Origin of the sequence: Burkholderia cenocepacia, assembly GCF_900446215.1 — a bacterium.
Taxonomy (GTDB): Bacteria; Pseudomonadota; Gammaproteobacteria; order Burkholderiales; family Burkholderiaceae; genus Burkholderia; species Burkholderia cenocepacia.
This window is the reverse complement of record NZ_UAQZ01000002.1, coordinates 228,768-252,678: the sequence shown is the minus strand read 5'-3', so window position 1 is coordinate 252,678 and position 23,911 is coordinate 228,768. Positions and strand designations below refer to the sequence as shown.

At 67.8% G+C, this 23,911-nt stretch carries 17 protein-coding genes and 2 riboswitches; of the genes, 5 read left to right on the top strand and 12 right to left on the bottom strand.

Going from position 1 to position 23,911, the window contains the following annotated elements; translation table 11 throughout:
* Positions 1 to 196: 196 nt before the first annotated feature.
* The 3 genes from DTA15_RS10330 (at position 197) to DTA15_RS10320 (ending at position 3,969) form a co-directional block, all read left to right on the top strand.
* Positions 197 to 1,117 carry a LysR family transcriptional regulator gene (locus tag DTA15_RS10330; protein WP_006485547.1) on the top strand — a complete coding sequence of 307 codons (921 nt, stop codon included), beginning with the start codon at positions 197 to 199 and terminating at the stop codon, positions 1,115 to 1,117.
* A 296-nt stretch (positions 1,118 to 1,413) separates the two neighbouring features.
* Positions 1,414 to 2,517 carry a tartrate dehydrogenase gene (locus DTA15_RS10325; protein WP_006493819.1) on the top strand — a complete coding sequence of 368 codons (1,104 nt, stop codon included), beginning with the start codon at positions 1,414 to 1,416 and terminating at the stop codon, positions 2,515 to 2,517.
* Between the two features lie 3 nt (positions 2,518 to 2,520).
* Positions 2,521 to 3,969 (top strand): aldehyde dehydrogenase family protein, encoded by a 1,449-nt coding sequence (locus DTA15_RS10320; RefSeq protein WP_006485571.1) that lies wholly within the window; start codon positions 2,521 to 2,523, stop codon positions 3,967 to 3,969.
* Positions 3,970 to 4,226: 257 nt separating this feature from the next.
* Here DTA15_RS10320 and DTA15_RS10310 read toward each other — a convergent pair whose 3' ends face one another.
* The 7 genes from DTA15_RS10310 to DTA15_RS10280 all read right to left on the bottom strand — a co-directional run bounded on the left by DTA15_RS10310 (position 4,227) and on the right by DTA15_RS10280 (position 14,169).
* Positions 4,227 to 4,964 (bottom strand): transporter substrate-binding domain-containing protein, encoded by a 738-nt coding sequence (locus DTA15_RS10310; protein ID WP_006485530.1) that lies wholly within the window; start codon positions 4,962 to 4,964, stop codon positions 4,227 to 4,229.
* A 208-nt stretch (positions 4,965 to 5,172) separates the two neighbouring features.
* Positions 5,173 to 6,084, bottom strand: a complete 912-nt coding sequence (locus DTA15_RS10305; protein WP_006485561.1) for an ABC transporter ATP-binding protein — start codon at positions 6,082 to 6,084, stop codon at positions 5,173 to 5,175.
* Positions 6,085 to 6,129: 45 nt separating this feature from the next.
* Positions 6,130 to 7,104 (bottom strand): ABC transporter permease, encoded by a 975-nt coding sequence (locus tag DTA15_RS10300; protein ID WP_006485545.1) that lies wholly within the window; start codon positions 7,102 to 7,104, stop codon positions 6,130 to 6,132.
* A 64-nt stretch (positions 7,105 to 7,168) separates the two neighbouring features.
* Positions 7,169 to 9,040 carry an allophanate hydrolase gene (atzF, locus tag DTA15_RS10295; protein ID WP_006485576.1) on the bottom strand — a complete coding sequence of 624 codons (1,872 nt, stop codon included), beginning with the start codon at positions 9,038 to 9,040 and terminating at the stop codon, positions 7,169 to 7,171.
* On the bottom strand, positions 9,037 to 12,657 hold the full coding sequence (gene uca / locus DTA15_RS10290) for an urea carboxylase (RefSeq protein ID WP_006485552.1): 3,621 nt from the start codon (positions 12,655 to 12,657) through the stop codon (positions 9,037 to 9,039). Before uca ends, atzF begins: the two co-directional genes overlap by 4 nt.
* Before the next feature lie 88 nt (positions 12,658 to 12,745).
* The gene (locus DTA15_RS10285) at positions 12,746 to 13,402 is read right to left on the bottom strand and encodes an urea amidolyase associated protein UAAP2 (protein ID WP_006485537.1); all 657 of its coding nucleotides are present in this window, start codon (positions 13,400 to 13,402) and stop codon (positions 12,746 to 12,748) included.
* 11 nt (positions 13,403 to 13,413) lie between these two features.
* Positions 13,414 to 14,169, bottom strand: a complete 756-nt coding sequence (locus tag DTA15_RS10280) for an urea amidolyase associated protein UAAP1 (protein WP_006485567.1) — start codon at positions 14,167 to 14,169, stop codon at positions 13,414 to 13,416.
* A 56-nt stretch (positions 14,170 to 14,225) separates the two neighbouring features.
* A riboswitch (guanidine-I (ykkC/yxkD leader) is annotated at positions 14,226 to 14,357 on the bottom strand.
* Positions 14,358 to 14,789: 432 nt separating this feature from the next.
* Positions 14,790 to 14,911, top strand: a riboswitch (guanidine-I (ykkC/yxkD leader).
* Between the two features lie 140 nt (positions 14,912 to 15,051).
* Here DTA15_RS10280 and DTA15_RS10270 point away from each other — a divergent pair.
* A complete protein-coding gene (locus tag DTA15_RS10270; protein WP_006485590.1) occupies positions 15,052 to 16,074 on the top strand; it encodes an ABC transporter substrate-binding protein in 1,023 nt (340 codons plus the stop codon).
* Between the two features lie 142 nt (positions 16,075 to 16,216).
* Here DTA15_RS10270 and DTA15_RS10265 read toward each other — a convergent pair whose 3' ends face one another.
* Entirely contained in the window at positions 16,217 to 17,017 is an 801-nt protein-coding gene (locus DTA15_RS10265; RefSeq protein WP_006485584.1) for a phosphodiesterase, read from the bottom strand.
* 262 nt (positions 17,018 to 17,279) lie between these two features.
* The gene (locus DTA15_RS10260) at positions 17,280 to 18,401 is read right to left on the bottom strand and encodes a sensor histidine kinase (RefSeq protein WP_006485565.1); all 1,122 of its coding nucleotides are present in this window, start codon (positions 18,399 to 18,401) and stop codon (positions 17,280 to 17,282) included.
* 395 nt (positions 18,402 to 18,796) lie between these two features.
* On the opposite strand from DTA15_RS10260, the gene DTA15_RS10255 reads away from it, so the two are divergent.
* Positions 18,797 to 19,912 (top strand): extracellular catalytic domain type 1 short-chain-length polyhydroxyalkanoate depolymerase, encoded by a 1,116-nt coding sequence (locus DTA15_RS10255; RefSeq protein ID WP_006485585.1) that lies wholly within the window; start codon positions 18,797 to 18,799, stop codon positions 19,910 to 19,912.
* Positions 19,913 to 19,959: 47 nt separating this feature from the next.
* Here DTA15_RS10255 and DTA15_RS10250 read toward each other — a convergent pair whose 3' ends face one another.
* The 3 genes from DTA15_RS10250 to DTA15_RS10240 form a co-directional block, all read right to left on the bottom strand.
* Positions 19,960 to 21,729: a histidine kinase gene (locus DTA15_RS10250; protein ID WP_006485591.1), complete on the bottom strand. Its 1,770-nt coding sequence runs from the start codon at positions 21,727 to 21,729 to the stop codon at positions 19,960 to 19,962.
* A gap of 87 nt (positions 21,730 to 21,816) precedes the next feature.
* Complete coding sequence (gene nosR, locus DTA15_RS10245) at positions 21,817 to 23,229, bottom strand: response regulator c-di-GMP phosphodiesterase, NosR family (RefSeq protein WP_006485550.1); 1,413 nt, start codon at positions 23,227 to 23,229, stop codon at positions 21,817 to 21,819.
* A gap of 121 nt (positions 23,230 to 23,350) precedes the next feature.
* A complete protein-coding gene (locus tag DTA15_RS10240; RefSeq protein ID WP_006485568.1) occupies positions 23,351 to 23,800 on the bottom strand; it encodes a GNAT family N-acetyltransferase in 450 nt (149 codons plus the stop codon).
* Positions 23,801 to 23,911 lie beyond the last annotated feature (111 nt).

Here is a 23,911-nt window from a genome sequence, read left to right as displayed (position 1 = left end):
GTGCAATGCACAAGCCACCGGAAAAACGGATTCTAGCGCCGATCGCCCGCGCGACACGGGCAGCCTCGGGATGATCGCGGCGTCGCGGTGTGCGGCGCACCATTCGCGGCCGCTCAGGGTTAGCACCACTTCGCCCGGCACCATGGAGCGCATCGATGGATGACATACTGGCCGCAGTGTCAATCGGAGTCCGCGCTTGTTCGATCTCACGTCCCTCGCCCTGTTCGTCCGTGCATCCGAGCTGGGCAGCCTGTCGCGCGCCGCGCAGCAGTCGCACATGTCGCTTTCCACCGCGAGCCGCCGCATCGCGCTGCTCGAGCATCACTTTCGCGTGGTACTGCTGAACCGCACGGTGGCGGGCGTCGAACTCACGCCGGCCGGCGAAGCGCTGTTGCGTCACGCGACCGACCTGCTGCTGCGCACCGATGCGATCTACAGCGAGTTGTCCGACTATACGAAAGGCGCGGTCGGCCGCGTCCGCGTCTTCGCGAACATCTCGGCGATCAGCCAGGATCTTCCCGATCAGTTGCGCGCGTTCTCGCAGCGCTATCGCGACATCAAGCTGCAGATCAGCGAACTGCGAAGCGCCGACATCCTGCAGGCGCTGCGCGAAGGCCGCGCGGACGTCGGGATCGTCACGTCGCGCACCGCGACCGAAGGGATCCATCTCGCGCCCTACTGCATGGACCGGGCCAGCGTGGTCGTGCCCGACGACTACCCGCTGACCGGCGAGTCGATCGATTTCAGCGCGTTGCTCGACCACGATCTGGTCGCGCTCGACGACCGCTCGGAACTGACGCGCTCGCTCGTCAGGGAAGCGGCGCTGCTCGGCAAGTCGGTCCGCTTCCGCGTGCAGGTGCAGAGCTTCGAGGCGATGTGCCGATTGATCGCCGCGGGGCAAGGCATCGGCATCCTGCCCGAGCGCGCGGTCGCGCTGTTTCGCGAACCGATGCGCCTGCGCTTCATTCGCCTGAACGATCCGTGGGCCAACCGCGTCATGTCGGTCGGCATCCGCGCGGGCGCCGTGCCGCTGCCGACGCGCAAGCTGTTCGAGTTCCTCGCGTCCTTCGCGCCGCCTTCGCTCGTGTCCGGCGAGGCCGGGCAGGCGGGCGACTGATACACCGCCCCGCGCCCGCGCTCGCCGGCGTGTTGCAGATTTTCGAAGGTCCCGTTCGCGGATCCGCACTTCCTGCCCGCGCCTGCGACGAAGTAGATTCGACGGACAGATTCAACAGTCCGCCGGTTACCGCAACGGAAGAGACGCAGGAGACACGGCGACGCGATCCGACGTGAGCGGTGCAGCGTCGCGTATCGCAGGTCGCGCGGCCGTTCGACGCTGCGCGGTTCACGCCGCTCCCCGTGTCAGCCCCTCCCGTGCGGGACGCCAGCTTCGTCATGGAGGCTTCCCGCCATATGAAGAACCCGCACCGCATCGCCGTCATCGCCGGCGACGGCATCGGCAAGGAAGTGATGCCCGAAGGCATGCGCGTGTTGCGCGCTGCCGCCGACCGTTTCGACATTCCGCTCGCGTTCGACGAGTTCGGCGACTGGTGTACCGATCACTACGTTCGCCACGGCACGATGATGCCGGCCGACTGGGCGCGGCAGATCGGCGCGCACGACGCGATCTTCTTCGGCGCGGTTGGCGCGCCCGACATCGTGCCGGATCACGTCGCGGTATGGGAATCGCTGATCAAGATCCGGCGCGAGTTCGATCAATACGTGAACCTGCGTCCGGTGCGCCTGATGCCGGGCGTGCCCGCGCCGCTCGCCGGACGCCGGCCCGGCGACATCGATTTCATCGTCGTGCGCGAGAACACGGAAGGCGAATATTCGTCGGTGGGCGGCCGGATGTTCACCGGGACCGACCGCGAAATCGCCGTGCAGCAGTCGGTTTTCTCGCGTGTCGGCGTCGACCGCGTGCTCCGGTTCGCGTTCGAGCTCGCCCGCTCGCGCCCGCGCAAGCAGCTGACGGCCGCGACGAAATCCAACGGCATCTCGATCACCATGCCGTTCTGGGACGAGCGCCTCGCGGAAATCGCGCGGTCGTTCCCGGACATCGAAACGCGCAAATATCACATCGACATACTGTGCGCACACTTCGTCCAGAATCCGGATCGCTTCGACGTCGTCGTCGCCTCCAACCTGTTCGGCGACATCCTGTCCGACCTCGGCCCCGCCTGTACCGGCACGATCGGCATCGCGCCGTCCGCGAACCTGAACCCCGAGCGCCGCTTCCCGTCGCTGTTCGAGCCGGTGCACGGCTCGGCGCCCGACATCGCCGGCCGCGGCATCGCCAATCCGATCGGGCAGATCTGGTCGGCCGCGTTGCTGCTCCAGCACCTCGGTCGCGGCGAATCGCGCTACGAAGCCGCGGCCGCCGAAATCGTCGCGGCGATCGAATCCGTGCTCGTCGCCGGCCCGCGCACCCGCGACATGGGCGGCACGGCCAGCACCGCGGAACTGGGCGCCGCGATAGCGCACACCATCGCGAATCCCGCATCGATCGAGGAATGACCCATGCAATGTGATCACTACATCGACAACGCCCGCGTCGCGCCGACGACCGGCGAGCGGATCGACGTCGTCGACCCGAGCACCGGCGAAGCGTTCGCGACGATCGCGCGCGGCGACGCGACCGACGTGCAGCGCGCCGTTTCCGCCGCCCAGCGCGCGATGGGCGACACGCTCGACGGCCCGTGGGCGAAGCTGTCGCCGGTCGAGCGCAGCAACCTGCTGTTCGCGTACGCCGCGGCCGTCACGCAGCATGCGGACGAACTCGCGCAGCTCGAAGCGCGCGACACGGGCAAGGCGCTGAACACCGCGCGTACCGACGCGGCGGTGCTCGCGCGCTACCTCCAGTACTACGCCGGCTGCGTCGACAAGCTGCACGGCGACACACTGCCCTACACCGCCGGGTTCACGGTATTGACGGTGCGCGAACCGATCGGCGTGACGGGACACATCGTTCCGTGGAATTACCCGATGCAGATCTACGGCCGCTCGGTCGGTGCGTCGCTCGCCGCCGGCAATGCGTGCGTGGTCAAGCCGGCGGAGGATGCGAGCCTGTCCATTCTGCGGCTGGCCGAAATCGCGGCGGAGGTCGGCTTTCCGGCCGGCGCGGTCAACGTCGTCACGGGGTTGGGCGGCGAAGCCGGCGCGGCATTGTCGGCCCATCCCGGCATTCGTCACATCTCGTTTACCGGGTCGACCGGAACGGGCGCGCTGGTCGGGCGCGCGGCGGCCGAGCGTCACTGCCCCGCGGTGCTCGAGCTGGGCGGCAAGTCGCCGCAATTGCTGTTCGACGATGCCGACCTCGACCAGGCGCTGCCGGTCATTGTCAACGCAATCGTGCAGAACGCGGGCCAGACCTGCTCGGCCGGCAGCCGCCTGCTCGTCCAGCGCACCGTCTACGAGCGCGTGCTCGATCGTCTCGCGCAGCAGTTCGCGCGGCTGCGTTCCGGGCCGCCGTCGATGAATCTGGAGATGGGACCGCTCGTCAACGCCAGGCAGCATGCGCGGGTCCGGGCCATCGTCGAGCGCGCGCAGGCCGACGGCATTCGGGTGGCGGCGCGCGGCACCATCGCGGCCGGCGCATCGGGTTCGGGGTACTACCAGGAAGCGGTGCTGTTCCGCGACGTACCGCCCGACAGCGAACTCGCGCAGGAAGAGGTGTTCGGCCCCGTGCTCGCGGCCATGCCGTTCGACGACGAGAACGCGGCGGTCGCGCTCGCGAACGGCACGCAGTACGGCCTCGTCGCCGGCGTCTGGACGCGGGATGGCGCACGTGCGCTGCGCCTCGCGCGCAAGCTGCAGGCCGGACAGGTCTTCATCAACAACTATGGCGCGGGCGGCGGCGTGGAACTGCCGTTCGGCGGCGTGAAGGCAAGCGGATATGGCCGCGAGAAAGGCTTTGAAGCGTTGCTCGGCTTTACCGCGCTCAAGACCATCGCGATCAGGCACGATTGACGGCCACAACGGCGCGACGGCCTTCGGGCCGTCGCCGGGGAATCGCGATATCTCGGCTGACCATCGTGGGTGCCGGCCACGTCGGTAAGAGGTTCGGCAACCTGATCGTCGTGAACCGTGTCGTCGACGTGTTGCAGATCCACGATCGCGACATCGCGCGCGCCGCCGCCGTGGAATTCGTCGGCGCCGGCCGACCGTTCCATCATTCGTCGAGCGATGCGTCGCTATCGAGCGACGCTTGCCGGCCGAGTGCCGACCTATCCCGTCTGCAAGACGGCCGGATCGATCTCGCGCGCCGTCAGCCCGAATCTCGCCATGCGAGCGCGATGGTCCGGCGAGCCGAGATACGAGCGAAGTCGCTGATTGAACGCCGCCAGCAGATCCCCGTTTTCCCGGTTGAATGAAAACGCGCCCAGCGGAGGCGTCCGCGGGCTGCCGTCGACATCCGACTCGTGCGCGACGGCCTCGATCAGCGCGCTGCCTATCCGGCCCGCCACGATTCGATTCCCCAACGCGGTGCTCGCATACGCATCGACCACGCCGGAAAGAACGGCCGCGATCGCGTCGGCCTGCTGTTCGAAGACGACGATTTGCCGCCGGCTCACGCCCGCCGCGATCGCGGAATCGTGCTGGACCTGTCCGGCAATGATGCCGAGGCGCGCGTCAGGACGTTCGGCGATCGACGCATAACGCCTGAGCGCCTTCGGATTTCCCGGGCGAACCAGAAAACCGTCTTCGATCCCCCACACCGGCACGCTGAACGCGACGGTATCGGCACGCTGCGGTGTCACGAAAAGCGGCACGTTCATGTCCCAGTGACCTGATGCGAGGCCGGGCAGCAATTCGCCGAACGTCGCCGGGCAATACTCGATCCGGGTCACGCCTATCTGCCGGAGGATTGTCGCCGCGAGCTCTAGATCGGCACCGGTCGCGGTGCCATCCGCTTCGGTCCAGCCGAATGGCGGTTCTTCGATGTACGCAATGGTCACCTTCATCGCTTTCTCTCGCAAGCCGAAGAATCGATCAGGAATGCATCAGCTTACCGTGGGAAGTCGAGGTCCACTCAGCGTGGACAAAATTAATCCGGATGTAAGCAAGTTGGCGGCATTTTCCTGACGCGCCCGTCGATGCAGTCATCAACCCGAAACATCGCAGGCCCGATGCGACAGGCGTTCTGGCGTGACGGCATGAGCCGGCGCCACGCTACTCGACGCTATCCGTCACGTCCGTCATCCGGATCATGTGCGGCTTGATGCCGTCGTCTTCGGCCGTCGCGGTCTCCTTCGGATGAATCAGCGCTTCGAGTCGCGCCTTCGTAGCGATGAACTCGGGCGTATTGACCTGCGAATAATCGCGCGGCCGCGGCACCGGCACTTCGATCAACTCCTGCACCCCGCCCGGATTCGCCTTCAGCACCAGGATCCGGTCGGCCAGAAAGATCGCCTCGTCGAGGTCGTGCGTGATGAATAGGATCGTCACGTCGATGTTGCGCCAGATGTCGAGCAGGTGCGTCTGCATCCTTGCCCGCGTCTGGGCGTCCAGCGCGCCGAACGGTTCGTCCATCAGCAGGATGCGCGGACGGTTCGCGAGCGCACGGGCAATCGCCACGCGCTGCTTCATGCCGCCCGACAACTGGTGCGGATACACGTCGGCAAAACGCGTCAGCCCGACGAGATCGAGCCACTGCAGCGCCTCGCGCTCGGCCGCGCCGCTGCTGCTGCCGTTCATGCGCAGGCCGAACATCACGTTCTTCTTCACCGTGAGCCATGGAAACAGCGTATAGCCCTGGAACACCATCCCGCGATCGGCGCCCGGCCCGTCGACCGGCTTGCCGTCGAGCAGCACGTCGCCGCTCGTCTGCGCGTCGAGCCCGGCGAGGATCCGGATCAACGTCGACTTGCCGCAGCCGGACGGGCCGATCACGCACACGAATTCGCGCCGGTGCGTGCGGAAACTGATGTCGTCGAGCGCGACGCACTCGCCCTGCGGCGTCGCGAAACGCTTGCCGACGTGTCGCACGTCGAGGATCACGTCGCGGGCCTTCAGCCGCGCGAAGCGCTCGCGCACCGCGTCGGATTGAATCAGGTAATCGGGGACGGCTTGCGGGTTCTGCATGATGCCCTCTGCGGAAATCGGTCGATGGGGACGTGGGAGCGGACGTCACGCTTTCAGCGTGCGGTCCCACGGAAAGAGCCGGCGGCCGAGCAGCCCGAGCACGATGTCGGTGCCGAGGCCGATGATCCCGATCATCAGGATTGCCGCATATACGTTGTCGAAATGCTGGTAGCGCGCCTGCTGGCTGATGTACCACGTGATGCCCGAACTCGTGCCGACCAGTTCGGCGACGATCAGGTAGGTCCACGCCCAACCGAGCAGGATCCGCTGATCGCGATACAGGTCGGGCAGCACGCCCGGAATCACGACGTGCGTGAGCAGCTTCAGCTTCTTCGTGCCGAGCGTCATCGCGGCCTCGAACAGCCCGTATTCGAGCTTGCGCGTGGTGTTCGCGATGATCAGCACCTGCTGGAACAGCGTACCGATCACGATGATCGCGATCTTCGGCGCGTCATAGATGCCGAGAATCGCGACCATCAGCGCGCCGAACGCCGGCGCGGGCAGGTAGCGGAAGAACTCCAGGAACGGCTCCTGCAGCCGCGCGAGCGCACTGAAGGTGCCGCAGACGATGCCGAGCGGCACGCCGATCGCGGACGAAATCACGAAGCCCCAGAAGATGATGCGGATGCTGTGCCACAGGCTTTCGTGCAGCCACACGCCATCGCGCGACGCGGGCGGCGTCGTGAACGCCGTGTAGAACGCGCGCAATACCTGGTGCGGCGCCGGCAGGTAGACCGGATTCGCGCGCTCGCCCTCGGGCACCGCCGCGTGCGCCGCACGCGCATGCGCGAGCTCGTCGTCGAACACGTCGCGGTCGATCTGCATGCCGGTCTGGAAATAGTCGACGCTGCCCGGATTCGTGATGCGCATCTGCGGATGCCAGACGAACGGGACGTAGCTGATCAGGCACCAGACGGCGAACGGCAGCAGGAAGGACGCCAGCCCGAGCGTCCATTGGCCGCGCGTCGTCAGCTCGCGGCGCACCGCGAGCCAGCCGGTCGTGTTGCGGGTCGTTGTCATCGGAATCTCCGTATCGTTTCAGGTGCCGGTCGCGCGGATACCGCGGCATCGCGCGACCGGGCGTTCATTGCAGCGCGCCGCTGGCGGCCTGCGCGCGGTAGGCCCGCCAGCCGCCGAACCGCGTGATGTCCTGCGCATCGTCGAGCGCCACGCTTTCGCACAGGAAGCCCTGCACGCGCGTACCGTCGGCGAGCGTCAGCGTGCCGATGCCGAGCGGCGCCGCAATTCCGGCGACGAAGCTGCCGTAGGCGTCGACCGGCATCTCCCAGACCTCGACCGCGATCGGCGCGCCATCGTTCGGCACACGCACGAGGCCCGGTTTCGCGACACCGCCGCTTGCTTCCGCGGACAGCGCGTAGAGGCGATAGGCCGGCGCGGTGGTGGTCGCGGTGACGAAGCGCGCGCCGCGCTGCGTGAGCTGCCCGTTCAACGGTTCGCCGCGCAGATGCGCGCCGACAACGGCCACCCGCACGACACCCGGGGCTGCGGCACGCGCCGACACTGTGGCCGCAGGCGGCCGACCGTCATCGACAGCGGCAACGCCGTCGCCCCACGCGTGTGCGAGATCGAGCAGCCGCGCATCGTCGTGTGCGCGCCCGACGAACGTGATGCCGAACGGCAAGCCCGCATGCGGCCCGGTCGGGCACGTGCCCGCCGGCACCGCGATCGCCGACAGGTCGAGCAGGTTCACGAAGTTCGTGTAGTAGCCGAAGCGCGAATTGATCGCGATCGGATCGGCTTCGAGCGCATCGACGGTCGCGGTCGTCGCCGAGGTCGGCATCACGATCGCATCGAGGCCGTCCCACGCGCGGGCTGCGTCGACGCGCAGCGCCGCCAGCCGGTCGAATGCGGCGAACGCGTCGGCGGCGCTGAAGCGCGACGCCCCGCCGACGATTTCGCGGATCACCGGATGCAGCGCGTCGGGCTCGCGCGCGGCGAATGCGCCGATCGCGGCGAGCCGCTCGGCGACCCACGGGCCGTCGTACAGCAGCCGCGCGGCGGCCAGGAACGGTGCGAAGTCGATCTCGACGAGCCGCGCGCCGGTCGCGCGCAGCCGTTCGAGCGCCGCGCCCCACGCCGCTCGATACGATGCGTCGCCGAAGAATTCGAGCTGATCGGCACGCGGCGTGCCGAACCGCACTTGCCCGAGCGGCCGCGCCGGCTGTGCCCGCAACCCGTCCGCACCCAGCAGCGGCTGCCATGCGCGCCCGTACGGATCGCCTTCCGTCACGCCGTGCGCAGCGGCGAACACGACGCGCGCGTCGTCCGCCGAACGCGCGAACACCGACACGCAATCGAGCGACCGGCAGGCCGGCACCACGCCGAGCGTGCTCAGCACGCCCCGTGTCGGCTTGAGCCCGACGAGCCCGTGGAAGGCGGCCGGCACGCGCCCGGAGCCGGCCGTGTCGGTGCCGAGCGAGAACGTCGCGACCCCGAGCGCGACGGCCACCGCCGACCCGGAACTCGAGCCGCCCGACGCGTAGCGCGGGTCGAGCGCATTGCGGCACGCGCCGTAAGGCGAGCGCTGCCCTGAGAGCCCGGTCGCGAACTGGTCGAGATTCGTCTTGCCGACCGGAATCGCACCGGCCGCGATCAGCCGCTCGACGACGGGCGCGCTGCGTGCCGGCGTGTACGCGTAGGCGGGGCAGCCGGCCGTCGTCGGGATGCCGGCGAGGTCGATGTTGTCCTTGATCGCGAACGGCACGCCGTACAGCGGCAACGACGCGATGTCGCGTCCGGCCAGCGCGTCGGCGTACGGCATCATCTCGTCGCGCGTGAGCGGCCGGATCCACGCATGGTGCGGGTCGCCCGCATCGAAGTGCGCAGCGATCGCGTCGACGAGCGCAGGCGGCGTCAGGTCCCCCGCCGCGTAGCGGGCGCGCAGCGCGGCAATCGCATGCACTCCGCGCAGGATCGAGCGTTCCGTCGTGCTCATGCGACCTCCTCGGCGGCGCCCGCCTTCATCACCATCAGCCGCTGGCCGGCCACCACCGCCATGCCGGGCGCGCAATCGATCGTCTCGATCGCGCCGTCTTCCGTTGCCGTCACCGCCACCTCCATCTTCATCGATTCGACGATCGCGACGACCTGCCCCGCGCTCACGCGCTCGCCGGCTTCGACCAGCACTTTCCACACGCTGCCCGACACGTCCGCGGCGATCGCCCGCTGCGTGTCGTCGAGCGCGCCCGCTACCCGTTCCGCTTGCGCATCGCCCGGCTCCCCCTCGCCGACGTATTCCGCATGGCCGGCCACGCGCCACCGCTCGCGCTCCGCGTCGAACGCGGCCTGCTGCGTCGCCTTGAACGCGGCGATCGACTCCGCCTCGTCGTGCAGGAAGCGGTTGTAGGCGCGCAGGTCGAACACCGATTCCTCGATCTTCAGCGTCGCGCGGCCCGCGATGAAATCCTCTCGCAGCGCACGCAGCTCGGCCTCGCTAACTTCGTAGAAGCGGATCTCGTCGAAGAAGCGCAGCAGCCACGGCTTGCCGGCCTCGAATTCGCGCGTGGTGCGGTGGCGATTCCACATCTGCACGGTGCGGCCGACGAACTGATAGCCGCCCGGCCCTTCCATCCCGTACACGCACAGATACGCGCCGCCGATGCCGACCGCGTTCTCCGGCGTCCAGGTGCGCGCGGGGTTGTACTTCGTCGTCACCAGCCGGTGCCGCGGATCGATCGGCGTCGCGACGGGCGCACCGAGGTAGACGTCGCCGAGCCCCATCACCAGATAGCGCGCATCGAACACGATGCGCTTCACGTCGTCGATGCTCGCCAGGCCGTTGATGCGCCGGATGAATTCGATATTGCTCGGGCACCACGGCGCATCGGGCCGCACCGACTGCATGTAGCGCTCGATCGCGACGCGCGTCGACGGGTCGTCCCACGACAGCGGCAGATGCACGATGCGGTTCGGCACGCGCATGTCGGCCACGTCGGCGAGTTCGCGCTCGGCGGTCTGCAGATGCGCGAGCAGCGCGGCAAGCGGCAGCGTCCGCGCGTCGAACTGCACCTGAAGCGACCGGATGCCCGGCGTCAGGTCGAGCATGCCGGGCAACCGGTGCGCGTCGAGCCAGCCCATCAGCGCGTGCACGCGAAAACGCAGGTTCAGGTCGAGCACGAGCGGCCCGTATTCGACCAGCACGTTGCGATCGCCCGAGCGCCGGTAGACGACGCCGATGCCGCCGCCAGCCGACGGATCGCGATGCAGCACGCAATCGTCGAACGAGCCGGATGCAGCCGCGGCAACGTCATGTGCCGCCTCCACGACCGCGGCAGCCGGTTCCCCGGCCGATATTCCGGACGACACGCCCGCGCGCACGAACTGCACGGTATCGCCCGGCCGCAACTGCCCGAGCTTCCACAACTCGTCGCGCACGACCGTCACTGGACAGACGAAGCCACCGAGGCTCGGCCCGTCGGGGCCAAGGATCACCGGCATGTCGCCGGTGAAATCGACGGCCCCGATCGCATACGCGTTGTCGTGGATGTTCGATGGATGCAGCCCCGCCTCGCCGCCGTCCGCACGCGCCCATCGAGGCTTCGGGCCGATCAGCCGCACGCCGGTGCGGCTGGAGTTGTAATGGACGGTCCACTGCGTGCCGTACAGCATCGCGATGTCGTCCGGCGTGAAGAAATCCGGTGCGCCATGCGGACCGTCGAGCACGCCGAGCGTCCATGCATGCGTCAGCGCGGGAATGTCGGCCGCGGCCAGCATCGCGCCGGCATCGCCGCGCCCCGCTTGCGCGTGCAGATGCAGCACGTCGCCCTTGCGCAGCGCGCGGCCGGCATGGCCGCCGAACTGGCCGAGCGTGAAGGTCGCCTTGCTGCCGAGATAGTCGGGCACCTGCAGCCCGCCCTTGACGGCGAGACACGCGCGCACGCCCGCGCCCGTCACGCCGCCCAGCTTCAGGACCGCGCCCGCTCGTGCGCGCACGACCTGCCAGAACGGCGCCGCTTCGCCGTCGAGCGTGGCCGCGAGCGGCGCACCGCCGAGCACGAACAGCGTCGCGGTATTGAAGCGCAGCGTCGCGCCGACCATCGTGAATTCCAACCCGGCCGCGTCACGCGGGTTGCCGAGCAGCGCGTTAGCAAGGTCGAATGCGCGGTCATCCATCGGCCCTGACGGCGGCACACCGACGCTCCAGTAGCCGACCCGCCCGGGGGCCTGCTGAACGGTGGTCTGCACGCCGCCGTCGAGCACGTCGATCGTATGCGGCGCGAACGCGAAGCGCGACAGGAAGGCGGTCGTCGGCGCGCCGCGCGCGAACGCGTCGGAGCCGACGACGGCACGCAGGTAGTCGAGGTTGGTCTCGATCCCGTACAGCTCGGTCTGGTCGAGCGCGGCACGCAGCGCGGCCAGCGCGTCGCGCCGCGTGTCGCCGCGCACGATCAGCTTCGCGAGCAGCGGATCGTAATGCGCGCTGATCTCCGTGCCTGCCTCGATCCAGCCGTCGACCCGCACGTTGTCCGGAAACGCCACGTGCGTGAGCAGCCCGGCGCTCGGCTGGAACTGCTTGTGCGGATCCTCCGCATACAGCCGCACCTGGATGCTCGCGCCGCGTGGTGCGACGGCGAGCGTGTCGAGCGGCGGCAGGTCGCCCTCGGCCTGCAGGATCATCCATTCCACGAGATCGACGCCCGTCACGGCCTCGGTCACGCAATGCTCGACCTGCAGCCGCGTGTTCACTTCGAGGAAATAGAATTGCCGCGTGCTCGCGTCGAACACGAATTCGACCGTGCCGGCCGACGCGTAGCCCACCGCGCGGGCGAGCCGCACCGCGCTCGCGTGCAGCGCGTCGCGTTCGGCGTCGGTCAGGTCGGGCGCGGGGGTTTCCTCGATCACCTTCTGGTTGCGCCGCTGCACGGAGCAATCGCGTTCGCCGAGCGCGAGCGCCCCGCCGCGACCGTCGCCGAAGATCTGCACTTCGATGTGTCGCGCATGTTCGACGAACTTCTCGAGATAGACGCCCGCATGCGCGAAGTTCGCGGCGCCGAGCCGCGCGACGGATTCGAACGCCGCGCCGAGCTGCGCGGCATCGCGGCACAGCGACATGCCGATGCCGCCGCCGCCCGCGGTGCTTTTCAGCATCACCGGATAGCCGATCGCGTCGGCTTCGGCAAGCGCCGTCGCGACGTCGTCGAGCAGTCCGGTGCCGGGCAGCAACGCGACGCCGTGCGCGGCCGCGAGTTCGCGGGCGGTGTGCTTGAGGCCGAACGCGCGCATGTGGTCGCCGCGCGGCCCGATGAAGCGCAGGCCTGCCGCTTCGCATGCGTCGGCAAAGGCGGCATGCTCGGACAGGAAACCGTAGCCGGGGTGCACGGCCTGCGCGCCGGTCTCGCGCGCGGCGGCGAGGATCGCCGCGACGTTCAGATAGCTGTCGGCCGCCGGCGCGGGCCCGACGCGTACGGCTTCGTCGGCGAGCGCCACGTGGCGCGCGTCGCGATCGGCATCCGAATAGATCGCGACCGATGCGATACCGAGGCGCTTCAGCGTGCGAATCACGCGGCAGGCAATTTCGCCGCGGTTCGCGACGAGGACTTTGGCGAATCTCATGTTGCCTCCCGCAGCGAACGTGTCGGCCCGGAGTAGCGCTTCAGCGCATACTCCGGCCCCATGCCAAGCAAGTGCGCGTGGGGGCCGTTCATTCCGCCTCCCACACCATCAGGCGCACGGGTGTCGGGTTGTAGCCGTTGCACGGATTGTTGAGTTGCGGGCAGTTCGAGATCAGCACCGTGACGTCCATCTCCGCACGCATCTCGACGTACTTGCCGGGTGCGGAGATGCCGTCCTCGAACGTGAGCCCGCCGAGCGGCGTGACGGGCACGTTCATGAAGAAGTTGACGTTGCCGACCAGGTCGCGCTTGGTGAGCCGCGCGCCGGCGCCGCACGTGCAGTGCGCGATCGCGTTGAGGAAGCTGTCGCGGCAGTTGTGCATGTAGCGCTTGTCGAGCGCATAGCGCACCGTGTTGCTCTCGGCCGCGCACGCGCCGCCGAGCGTATCGTGACGGCCGCACGTGTCGGCGACGATCGTCGCCATCGGGTTGCCGTGGTTCGACACGAGCACGCTGCCCGCGCTCAGGTACAGGTTGCGGTGCGCGCGGATCGTGTCCTGCGCGCTGTAGCGCTCTTCGGGAGCGTCGGTGCGGTAGAACAGCGTGTCGACGGCCTGGTTGCCTTCCAGGTCGAGAATGCGGAAAGTCTGCCCGCGCTTCAGGTCGTGCAGCCACGGGTCGCCCGCGTTCAGCGTGACGTCGTGGATCGCGTCGCGCGGATCGAGACGGCTTTCGGTGATCGGCATGGTCTCGCTCCTCATGCGAACAGACGGTCGGTGTTGGCGAAGCCGCGCGTGTTCTCCGCGCATGCGCGCCGGCACGGGTCGTCGTCGGGCGCGGCACCGTCGGCCGGATACGCGCGGTACGCGATCAGCTTCACGGCTTTGGGCGCATAGTCCGGACGCGGATCGAGCGGATGCGGCGCGGTCGAGAACGCCGCGAGCGTATTCATCTCGAAGCGCAGGTCGAACGCGCTGCCGGCCGGCGAATGTCCGGAAACGAAATCGAGCGCGCCGTCGTCGCGCGTGTCCAGCTTGCTGAAGAAGTTGACGTTCGCGGCGAGGTCGCGTGCCGACAGCCCGTATTTCGCGAGCTCGAGCACGAGGCTGTCGCGGCCGTTGCGGATCATCGCGTTGCGATCGGCCTGGTACGACGACGCGCCGTACTTGTGCGCGAACAACCGCGCATCGCCGACGCCGCCGAGCGGATCGTGCCAGCCGAGCGTGTCGGCCGTGATCGACGCGATCACGCGCCCCATGTCCGTATACAGCGCATGGCCGCGCGTGAGATGCGCGGTGTGCTGCGCCTTCAGCGTATCGGCCATGTTGTAGCGTTCGAGCAGGTCTTCCTGGCGATGAAAGACGGCGGACAGGTTCGCGCCGCCGTCGACGTCGACGATGCGCAGCGCGAGGCCGCGCCGCAGGATGCCGGACCAGTGGGTTCCGGCGGGAATCAGCGTTTCCCACGCGACGTGCGGCGGCGGGGCAAGAATGGCTTGGGGGCTCGGCGACATGACGGCTCCGGGATCGGTTGATAAAAGGCGTGAGAGGGCGACCGAACGACATCGCGACCTCCCGGGCTTTTATCCCTCCGTGGAGCCTCGCCGTTTCCTCTCATCGAGGCGAAGGCAAGACCGGATTGCTCTCGGACCAGACATCGCACGGCACATGCCGCACGACCGGAACCCTAGCGATCCTGAAGATGATGCAAATTGCTTCGCACCTCTCGAGCGTCGAATAAGCGAGTTGCGTGCCAGGCGCTGCCCAATGACCACACGACGCGGCTCGGCGGCGCGATGACGCATGGCATCCGAATGGCGGACGCATTTTCTTGCCCTCGCGGCGGGCGTGCGGCGCACCATGCGCACGCAACCGCGCACCGGCGCAGTGCGCGTCGCGTGCTCGCACACTGCGCGCTCCGCGATGGCATGGCTATTGCTGAATCCGTGCACCGTCATCTCACGCACGATCCTTCATGAACAAGCTCGACCTGCTCCGACGCGTACTGCACGCGCTGTTCGCCGCCCGTTTCATCGAACTTCAGCGCCCCTTGCGCCGACGTTGAATCGGATGGCCGCGTGCCATTGGCACGCTTCTCGCTCGGCATGACGCCGAGAGGTGCGGCGGCGTCGCATCTTAGGGGTGCTAGGGTTCCGGTTCATCGAGCGTCTGGTCCGAGAGCAGCCCGGCGCGGGTTCATCCGTTCGCGAGACCGGATGCGCACGCGCTACACGGCGGGACAAAAGCCCGGGAGATTGGCGATGGCAACGGCCGTCGCGCCTCTCCGTGGCCGCCTCGTTCGTTCCGCATCCGCAGGAACCGGCCATGCAGTCGGAACGTGTGCTCACGCACGATCCGTATCGACGATCCCGATCCCGGTCTCCTGGAGAACAACGATGACCCGTCCCGCCCCGGCGTTCCGCCGCCTGCCGTCCTTCCGTTTCATCCGTCATGCATTGGGCGCCGCCGTTGCGGCCGCCACGCTATGGGCGGCGCCTGCCGCGCAGGCTGCCGCACCGCTGAAGATCGGCTACAGCGACTGGCCCGGCTGGGTCGCCTTCCAGGTCGCGCTCGACAAGGGCTGGTTCAAGGAGGCCGGCGTCGACGTCGATTTCGAGTGGTTCGATTATTCGGCGTCGCTCGACGCGTTTTCCGCAGGCAAGCTCGATGCGGTCGCGGCGACCAACGGCGATGCGCTGGTAACAGGCGCGTCCGGCGCGAAGAACGTGATGATCCTGCTGACCGACTACTCGGCCGGCAACGACATGATCGTCGCGAAGCCGCCCTTGCGCACCGTCGAGGCGCTGAAGGGCAAGAAGGTCGGCGTCGAGCTCGGCCTGGTCGATCACCTGCTGCTCGAAACCGCGCTGCAGAAGCACGGGCTCAAGGACGGCGACGTCACGCTCGTGAATGCGAAAACCAACGAGTTGCCGCAGGTGCTCGGTTCGTCGGCCGACATCGCGGCGGTGGCCGCGTGGCAACCGAATGCGGGCGAGGCGTTGAAACGCGCGCCGGGCGCACGCGCGATCTTCACGTCGGCGGATGCGCCGGGGCTGATCTACGATGCGATCACCGTCGCGCCGGCGAGCCTCGCCGCGCGCCGGGCCGACTGGGCGAAGGTGGTCAAGGTCTGGTATCGCTGCGTCGCCTACATCAACGATCCGAAGACGCAGGCCGATGCGGTCAAGATCATGTCGGCACGCGTCGGGCTCGCGCCGGCGCAATACCTTCCGCTGCTGAAGGGCACGCATCTGCTCGACGAAGCGGCCGCGAAGCGCGCGTTCCGCAAGGGCGACGGGCTCGATTCGATCTACGGCTCGACGCGCAACGCGAATGCGTTCAACGTGCGTAACGCCGTGTACAAGCAGTCGCAGGACGTCGACGCGTATATCGATCCGCGGCTCGTCGACGCGCATTGACGGCGGCGCGCCTGCCGGCGCGGCGACGCGCCGGTGGTAACGCCGGTCGATCGCCTGCTCCGGGGTAACAAGCGGTCATGGCCTGTCCATGTCGTGCCAATGCCTCGTACGTCATCGACCGCCGTGTCCTCGACGGGGACGCTTACGCGAAGGGGAACGGGCCCTCGAAGTGCCCCACGTAACACAAGTGGGAGACCGCTGGCTGACCTCGACCTGCCCAGCGATGCAGCATGTATGCAGGGGGTTCGAGAAAGGAAGCGGGCTGCGCGTCCGCTTCAACGCGCAGCGCAATCTGAGTGGTCGTGCTCGGGCAGGTGAGTACCGGAACGCGCCCAAGACGCGTCTGCATCGACCGGTGGACGTGCCCGGCAAGAATGCGATCTACGTTGCTATGCCGCGCAAGAACCGCGGCAAATGCCTCCGCATTTCGCAACCCGTAGATGTCGAGATAAGGAATGCCGGTCATGAACGGTGGATGGTGCATGACGATAACCACCGTCCGATTGCGATGCTCGGCAAGTTCAGTGTCGAGCCACGCCAGGGTTTCGGCGTCCAGTTCACCGTGATGTAGCCCTGGAACGGAGGTGTCCAACGCCACGACGCGTAGTTCGCCCACGTCCAGCGCGAACGAGAGTGCGCCCTCGTCCGGAAGCCACGCGTGATCCGGGAACGCGGCTCGCAGATTGCCACGGTCGTCGTGATTACCCGGCAGAACCACGAACGGTCGCCTCAACTCGACGAGCAGTTCGCGAAGTTTTCGATACTCGTCTTCGGTGCCCTCGTCCGTCAGGTCGCCGGAGATGACGACCAGATCTGGCTCAGGTCGAATGCGGTTCAGCGAATCGACGGCTGCCGAAAACATGACATTGGAATCCACGGCGTCTTGATACAGGACGCCGTGAGGCCGGACATGAATATCGGAAAGTTGTGCGATGACCGTCACTCAGCGCTCCGTTGGCTTTGACCTGCCCGTACATCGATCGAGGAGATTTTAGGCCGGACAAAATTCGCCCATCGACAGAGGCGTTCGGTGACAACGGTCGTGCGCCACGCGCGCTCAATCGTGCGTCAGCGTGGCTGATGCGGGATGACAAGCAGACGCCGGGTGGCGAAGCACGAAAGGCGGCTTCTGGCCGGTAGCGGCCTCTCGCCACCGCCGACCGCAAGCCCGACGGCGAATCATCCCCCGACCCGCCCTCCCCGCTTCACCCACGTCTCGGCAGCCGCACCGCAAACACGGTTTCCGTCTGATCGGAGCGCGCGTCGATCCGGCCGCGATGCGCCTTGGCGATTTCCCTCGCGATGAACAAGCCGAGCCCCAGGCCGGCATCGTCACCCGTCCGTCCCTGACGCTCTTCCCCGCGCTCGAGCGGATCGAAAATGCGGTCGAGCATGCGCGGATCGATCGCCGGCCCGCTGTTGCCGACCTCGACGAACACTTCATCACCGGTCGTCGTGGCCACCACCCGCACCGGTGTATCGCGCGCGCCATACTTGATGGCATTGCCCACCAGGTTGCTCAGCAACTGCTGCATTCTCTGCTCGTCCCACTCACCCCGGAGATCACCGCGCATATCGACGGTAATTTCGCGATCCGGATGACCGGCCCGCAACTCGTCCACCACATTGACGAGCACGTGCGCGAGATCGATATTGCGGGGAACGACGTTGATGCCCAGCCCGAGCTGGGTTCGATTGAAATCGCAGAGATCGTCGAGAAGGCCCTGCATGCGGCCGCCGCTTCGGATCAGCCGAGCGGCGGCCTCCGATACGGCCTCACCCGCATTGAGGGCGGCAAGATACGACGCCGTGAGCTGGATGGTCTGCAGCGGCGTGCGCATGTCGTGGCTCAGCATGCCGAGCAGCAAGTTGCGCGCCTGCTCGACCTGGTCGGTAAAGAAAGCCACGGATTCCGCCAGCGCTTGGTCGATCGCTTCGTTGAAGCGAATCATGTCGCCCATATCAGGCGGCGCCGGGTGACACGCATCGATCCACAGCCGCAGCACACTGGCACGCAGCGCCCGATACTCGGCTGCCAGCTGGTTGATGTTGAAACCCCGCCGGGCGCGCAGAACGGCATGCGTCTGGGCGGCCGTCTCGCTGGCGTTCGCCGGCTGGGGCGCGCGCCCCAGCGATTTCTCGTGCTGCTCCTCCCTCGTTTGCGGCGTCGCGATGTCCTTGGCGACGGCGGTCAGGATCTCGCGCGCGTGGTCGCGTAGCCCCTGCGAGTTCATGTGCCTCGCAGCCGGTAACAACGTGGCGGCAAACGCTTCCCACTGCACCAGGATCGGTTCCATGTTCCGTACGATGAAATCAGCAAGACGCATGTCGCCCCTCACAACGGAATGAACGGTGAACGCTTCTGTCGAACCGCACGATATCACTGAACAACGGCGTTATCCGACGATTCGATCGCCGCCGTCGTCATTTCCGGCCGCGTGGGCGGTGAATGCCCGGCGGCCAAAGCCCGGCGAACCGGACGATTCCCGATGCGCGATGGTCCTTTTCAGGGCCGAAGGAGGCTTCGATTCGCACGCTCGTCACGTCGGGCGGCTAGCATCGCCGATAATCGATGCGCGTCACCCCCGTTCAGCCGGACGCCGCCTTTCGGTTGCCGCGGCATCGGCAGCACGAACCTTGCTTCGCGCCCGTTCGACTTCCATCCGACGGTGGAGTCGGCCGCCTCTTCCCGCCACGGCCGGCCGCCCGCACGAAACCGCACATGCCCAGGAAAAAATCCAGCCTCTGGTTACGGCATCTCGAACTGTTTTCCATCGCGACCGGTGCGCGGCCGAAGAAGCGGGCCGGCAAGCCGCGACCAGCCACCCAAGAAGCCGCCAAAAAAGTCGTTCAACGCACCATCAAGCCGGCCGTCGCCGCCCCTGCCGCCAAACGGACGGGCACCGCGCCCGCCGCACGCGCGCCGTCGGTCGAGCTGCCCGGCACCTGGCTGCGCTCGTTTCATTCCGCCGGCCCGAGCGCCGGCCGGCTCGTGAACCATCTTGCGTATGCGCTGTATCTTCCCGCCGCGCCTGCCAAGACAGCAGGCATGCCAGCCATCGTCATGCTGCACGGCTGCAAGCAGACCGCCGAATCGTTCGCCGCGGGCACGCGCATCTGCCGTCTGGCCGAGCGAGCGGGGTTCGCCGTGCTGTTTCCCGAACAGGCCAAGACGACCCATGCGCACCGCTGCTGGCACTGGCATGGCGATGCGACCGAGTCCGAAGCCGCGGCCGTCGCATCGCTGGTCGATGCCATCGTGCGGCGCCACGGCTTCGATCGCGACCGGATCTACGTGGCCGGCCTGTCCGCCGGCGCCGGGCTCGCCGCGGTGCTGGCGCTCCGGTATCCCGACCGTTTCGCGGCCGTCGGCCTGCACTCCGGCCCGGCCATCGCGCCGCCGTCGTCGACGATGGCCGCGATGAGCCTGATGCGTCGCGGGCTCCGCGACGATCCGATCGCCGCGCTCGACGCGTGCGCCGACGTCGCGTCCTATCCCGGCATGCCGGCCCTCGTCATCCACGGCGCGCTCGATACGGTCGTGACCGACCGGAACGCGACGCAGCTCGGCATCGCGTTCGCGCGGCTCAACCGGCTCGTCGACGAACACAGTGCGATCCGCGTCGGCGAGCAACGCAGCTACGCGCAGGACGATGCGGACTACGTCGATTATCTGAAGGGGGGGCGGCTGGTCGTCAGGGTGTGCATCGTCCGCCGGCTGCCGCATGCGTGGAGCGGCGGGGACCCGAGCGAGCCGTTCCATTCCGCCAAGGGGCCGGACGCGACCGCGATGTTCTGGCATTTCTTTCGTCGTCAGCGCCGCAAGCGATCGGCGTGACGCGCGACGCTCGCAGCGGCCGCTCGCGAACGGCCGCCGTCATGACGTCAAACCCGCTGCTCCAGCGCTGCGGCGTCCGCGCGGTCGCCGGCACGCCGAACCGGCAACCGTATCCGGAAGGTCGTGCCGCGCCCCGGCTCGCTGGTCACGTCGATCGCGCCGCGATGACGCTCGACGATGCCGTGCGAGACCGACAGCCCGAGCCCCGTGCCCTGCCCGACCGGCTTCGTGGTGAAGAACGGATCGAAGATCCGCCGCACGACGTCGGGTGTCATGCCGGCGCCGGTATCGCTGATCGCGATCGACACCTGTTCGCCATCGCTCGACGTGCGGATCGTGATCACGCCGCGCTCGGGAATCGCCTGCGCGGCGTTGACCAGCAGGTTCATGAACACCTGGTTCAACTGCGACGGCAGGCATTCGACGTGCGGGACGTCGCCGTAATCGCGCACGATGTCGGCCTTGTACTTGAGCTCGTTGTGAACGACGTTGAGCGTGCTCTCGAGGCCCGCATGGAGATCGACCACGCTCCATTCGTCGCTGGCCGGGCGCGAGAAATCGCGCAGGTCCTGCACGATGCGCCGCACGCGCAGCGCGCCGTCGATCGATTCGTCGATCAGCGTCGCGATCTCGTCGCGGACGTAGTCGAGATCCGCCGCGCGGTGCGCGGCCGTCAGCGCGTCGCGGGTGGCCGGATCGAGCTGCGGCAGCGCGGCTTCATGCGCCGCGACCACGTCGAGCAGGCTGCGCACCCACGTCTTCAACGTGTTGAGGTTCGCGCTGACGAAGCCGATCGGATTGTTGATCTCGTGCGCGACGCCGGCCGCGAGCTGGCCGATCGACGCGAGTTTTTCCGACTGCAGCAACTGCTCGTGCGTTTCCTCGAGCGCATGCAGCAGGCGTCGCTGCTCGTCCTTCTCCTGTTCGAGCAGCGCGTGCGCGGCCTTGCGCTCGTCGATCTCGGTCGCCATGTTCTCACGCGTGCGTTGCAGCATCTGCGTCGTCTGCTCGTAGCTGTGCAGCGCGCGTTCGAGTTCGCTGGTTCGCACCCGCACGAGCCGTTCGAGCGTATCGGTCATGCCGCGCAGGAAAGTGGTGCGCGCATCGAAACGGCACACGAGCAGCGTGACGACCAGCGTTGCCATCGTAAACAGCGCGACGGTCGTCGCCAGCCACGGCGCGTCGACGCCGTTCGCGGCGCCGCACCGCGCGTCCGGGGCGAAATGCGCGGCCGCCATCGCCGTGTAGTGCATGCCGGTAATCGCGATGCCCATGATGGCGGCCGCGCCGATGCGCTGCGCGGTCGCGTGGCGCGCCTGCTGCATGCGCAACGCCTGCGCGATCCACAGCGCGGCCGTCGACGCGACCACCGCGATGCCGATCGACGCGGCGAACAGCGCGGCGTCGTAGCGAATGCCGGGCTGCATGTGCAGCGCGGCCATCCCCGTGTAGTGCATGCCGGCGATCCCGCCGCCCATCAGCACGCCGCCCGCGCACAGACGCCGCCAGCCCAGCCGGGCGCGCGTGACGACGTTCAGCGCGAAATACGACACGAGCACCGCGATCGCGAGCGAGGCGCCCGTTTCCTGCCACGCATAGCCGAGCGGCACCGGCAACGAAAACGCGAGCATGCCGACGAAATGCATCGACCAGATTCCGGTGCCCATCGCCGCCGCGCCGCCGCCGAGCCACGCGCGCTTGAGCTTGGGATTGTCGAGCAGCGAAATGAACGCGGCGAGGTCGAGCGTCGTATAGGAAGCCAGCGTCGCGATCGCGAGCGACAGCAGGACGAGCGGAAGGTTGTAGATGCCATGCATGATCGGGGCGCCCGCAACGAGTTGAATGCAGCGTCGCGGTGCGGGCGGTCGCGCGCCCCGCGGTCGTCATCCGGTCGACGTTCGATATCAGGCCGGCGGCGCCCCTCCATTGGGTGCGTGCGCCTGCCCGGCCGGACGGGCCAGCACGAGAATGTCGAACGGCGTGCCCTCGCGCGCCTCGAAGCGGCGCACGAGCTCGATCTGATGCGCGGACATCACGCTGCCCTTCGTCATCAACAACACGCCGCGATGCGTGCGCAGATCGTCGGCAAGCTCCATCCCTTCGCGCAGTTGCGCCGACCGGATCTCCGCGACGGACGCCGCGATGCCGAGGCTCGCCGGATCCCGCATCAACTCGATGAAGCGCGCGACCAGTTGCGGGTCGTAACGCACGTTCGCCTGCGAACGCAACACGTCGATCGCCTGCTCGATCGAATGCGGCGCGCCGATTTCGCCGTGGCGCAGCCCTTCGAAATCGCGCGCGATCGCGACGATCCGCGACCCGACCGGGATCGCGTCGCCGACCAGTCCGTCCGGCGTGCCGCGGCCGTTGAAGCGCTCGTACTGGTGCAGCACGATCGACGCGACCTTGTGCAACTGGGCGACCGGCGTCAGCACCATCTGCGCACGCAGCGGATGCTCCTGGAACACGCGGTGCTCGTCGGTCGTCATCCGCGCGAGCGGCTTGTGCAGCAATTCGTCCGGCAGCGACAGCTTGCCGATGCCGTGCAACAGCCCCGCGAAATAGACGTCCTGCGCGTGCAGTTCGCTCATCCCGGACGCCAGCGCGAGCCGCCGCGCGATCTCGCCGACCCGCATCGCATGCCCGCTCGCGGCCCCGCAGCGCAGCTCGATCATGCTCGCGCACACCTGGACCATCGCGGTGAAACTGCTTTTCAGGTCGCTCTGCGCCGCTTCGAGAAACATCACGGTCTGGCCAAGCTCCTCGGTGCGCGCGCGAACCTGCGTTTCGAGGTCGGTATTGAACCGGCGCAGCGCGTCGTTCTGCGCTTCGGTGAGGGCCGCCAGCCGCGCCGCTTCGCGACGCAGACGGCGCTGCTCCAGCGCCTGCTCGATGGTCAGCAGCAGGTCGTGATCGTCCCACGGCTTGTTCAGGTAGCGATACACGCCGCCTTCGTTGACGGCCTGCACGACCGACGCGATCTCCGCATAGCCGGTCAGCAGGATGCGCATCGTGTCCGGGTACAGCGCCCGCGCGCGCGCCAGGAATTCCGCGCCGCTCATGTGCGGCATCCGCATGTCGGACACGATCAGGTCGATGTCGGTCGACGCCAGGATCTCGAGCGCGGCCTCGCCGCTGTCGGCCGTCGCGATGTCGTAGCCGGTGGGCCGGAATACGCGCCTGAGCGCCGACAGCACGTTCGGTTCGTCGTCGACGAGCAGGATCGACGGTACGCGGGCCGCTTCACCGGATGCCACCGCGGTGTCGGACGTTTCGGGCGACACGGCATTCAGGTCGTTTGTTGCAGATGTCGTCATAATCGGCCTCGGATCAATTATTCACGCCCTCTCTGCGACATCGGCCGGCCCCGCGTTTTCCACATTGGTGGAAACGCTAATACGTGCGTGTCGATTTCATTCGGAATCCATCACGCGAGCGCTACGTCGTCGCCGTGCCCGGTTCGCGCCGGTAGTAGATGTCCCATTCCGCTTCGCCGGTTCGCACGAAGCCATGCCGTTCGTAGAAGCGGTTCGAGTCGCTGCCGCGCAGCGCGCCGACGTGAACGGGCATCCGGTGTTCGTCGGCTTCGGCCAAAATCTCGCGCAGCACGGCGGCGCCGATGCCCTTCCCCTGATGCGCGGGCACGATGTACAGATGGTCGAGCAACCAGTGATCCGCCCTCGGGCGAAGCGTGTAGAAACCCGCACGCGAATGGTCGACTTCGACGAAACGGCATCGCGCCGGATCGAACGACGCGAGAAACCGCTCGCGCGCACGCTGCGGATCGAAACGGCCGATGCGCGCGAGGCTGTCGCGCATCGCGGCGATGCGGATCGCGACGAGCGCTTCGGCGTCGGCGTGCGTGACGGGGACGAAGATCAGGGGCATGGAGCTGACGCGATTGACGCGATGCGTGGGACAGTGTCCGATGTGCCGCTACCGACGATGCAGCGTTGCCTGACCTTACCCGATAAAGGATCGCGCGCAAAGCGAGCGGTC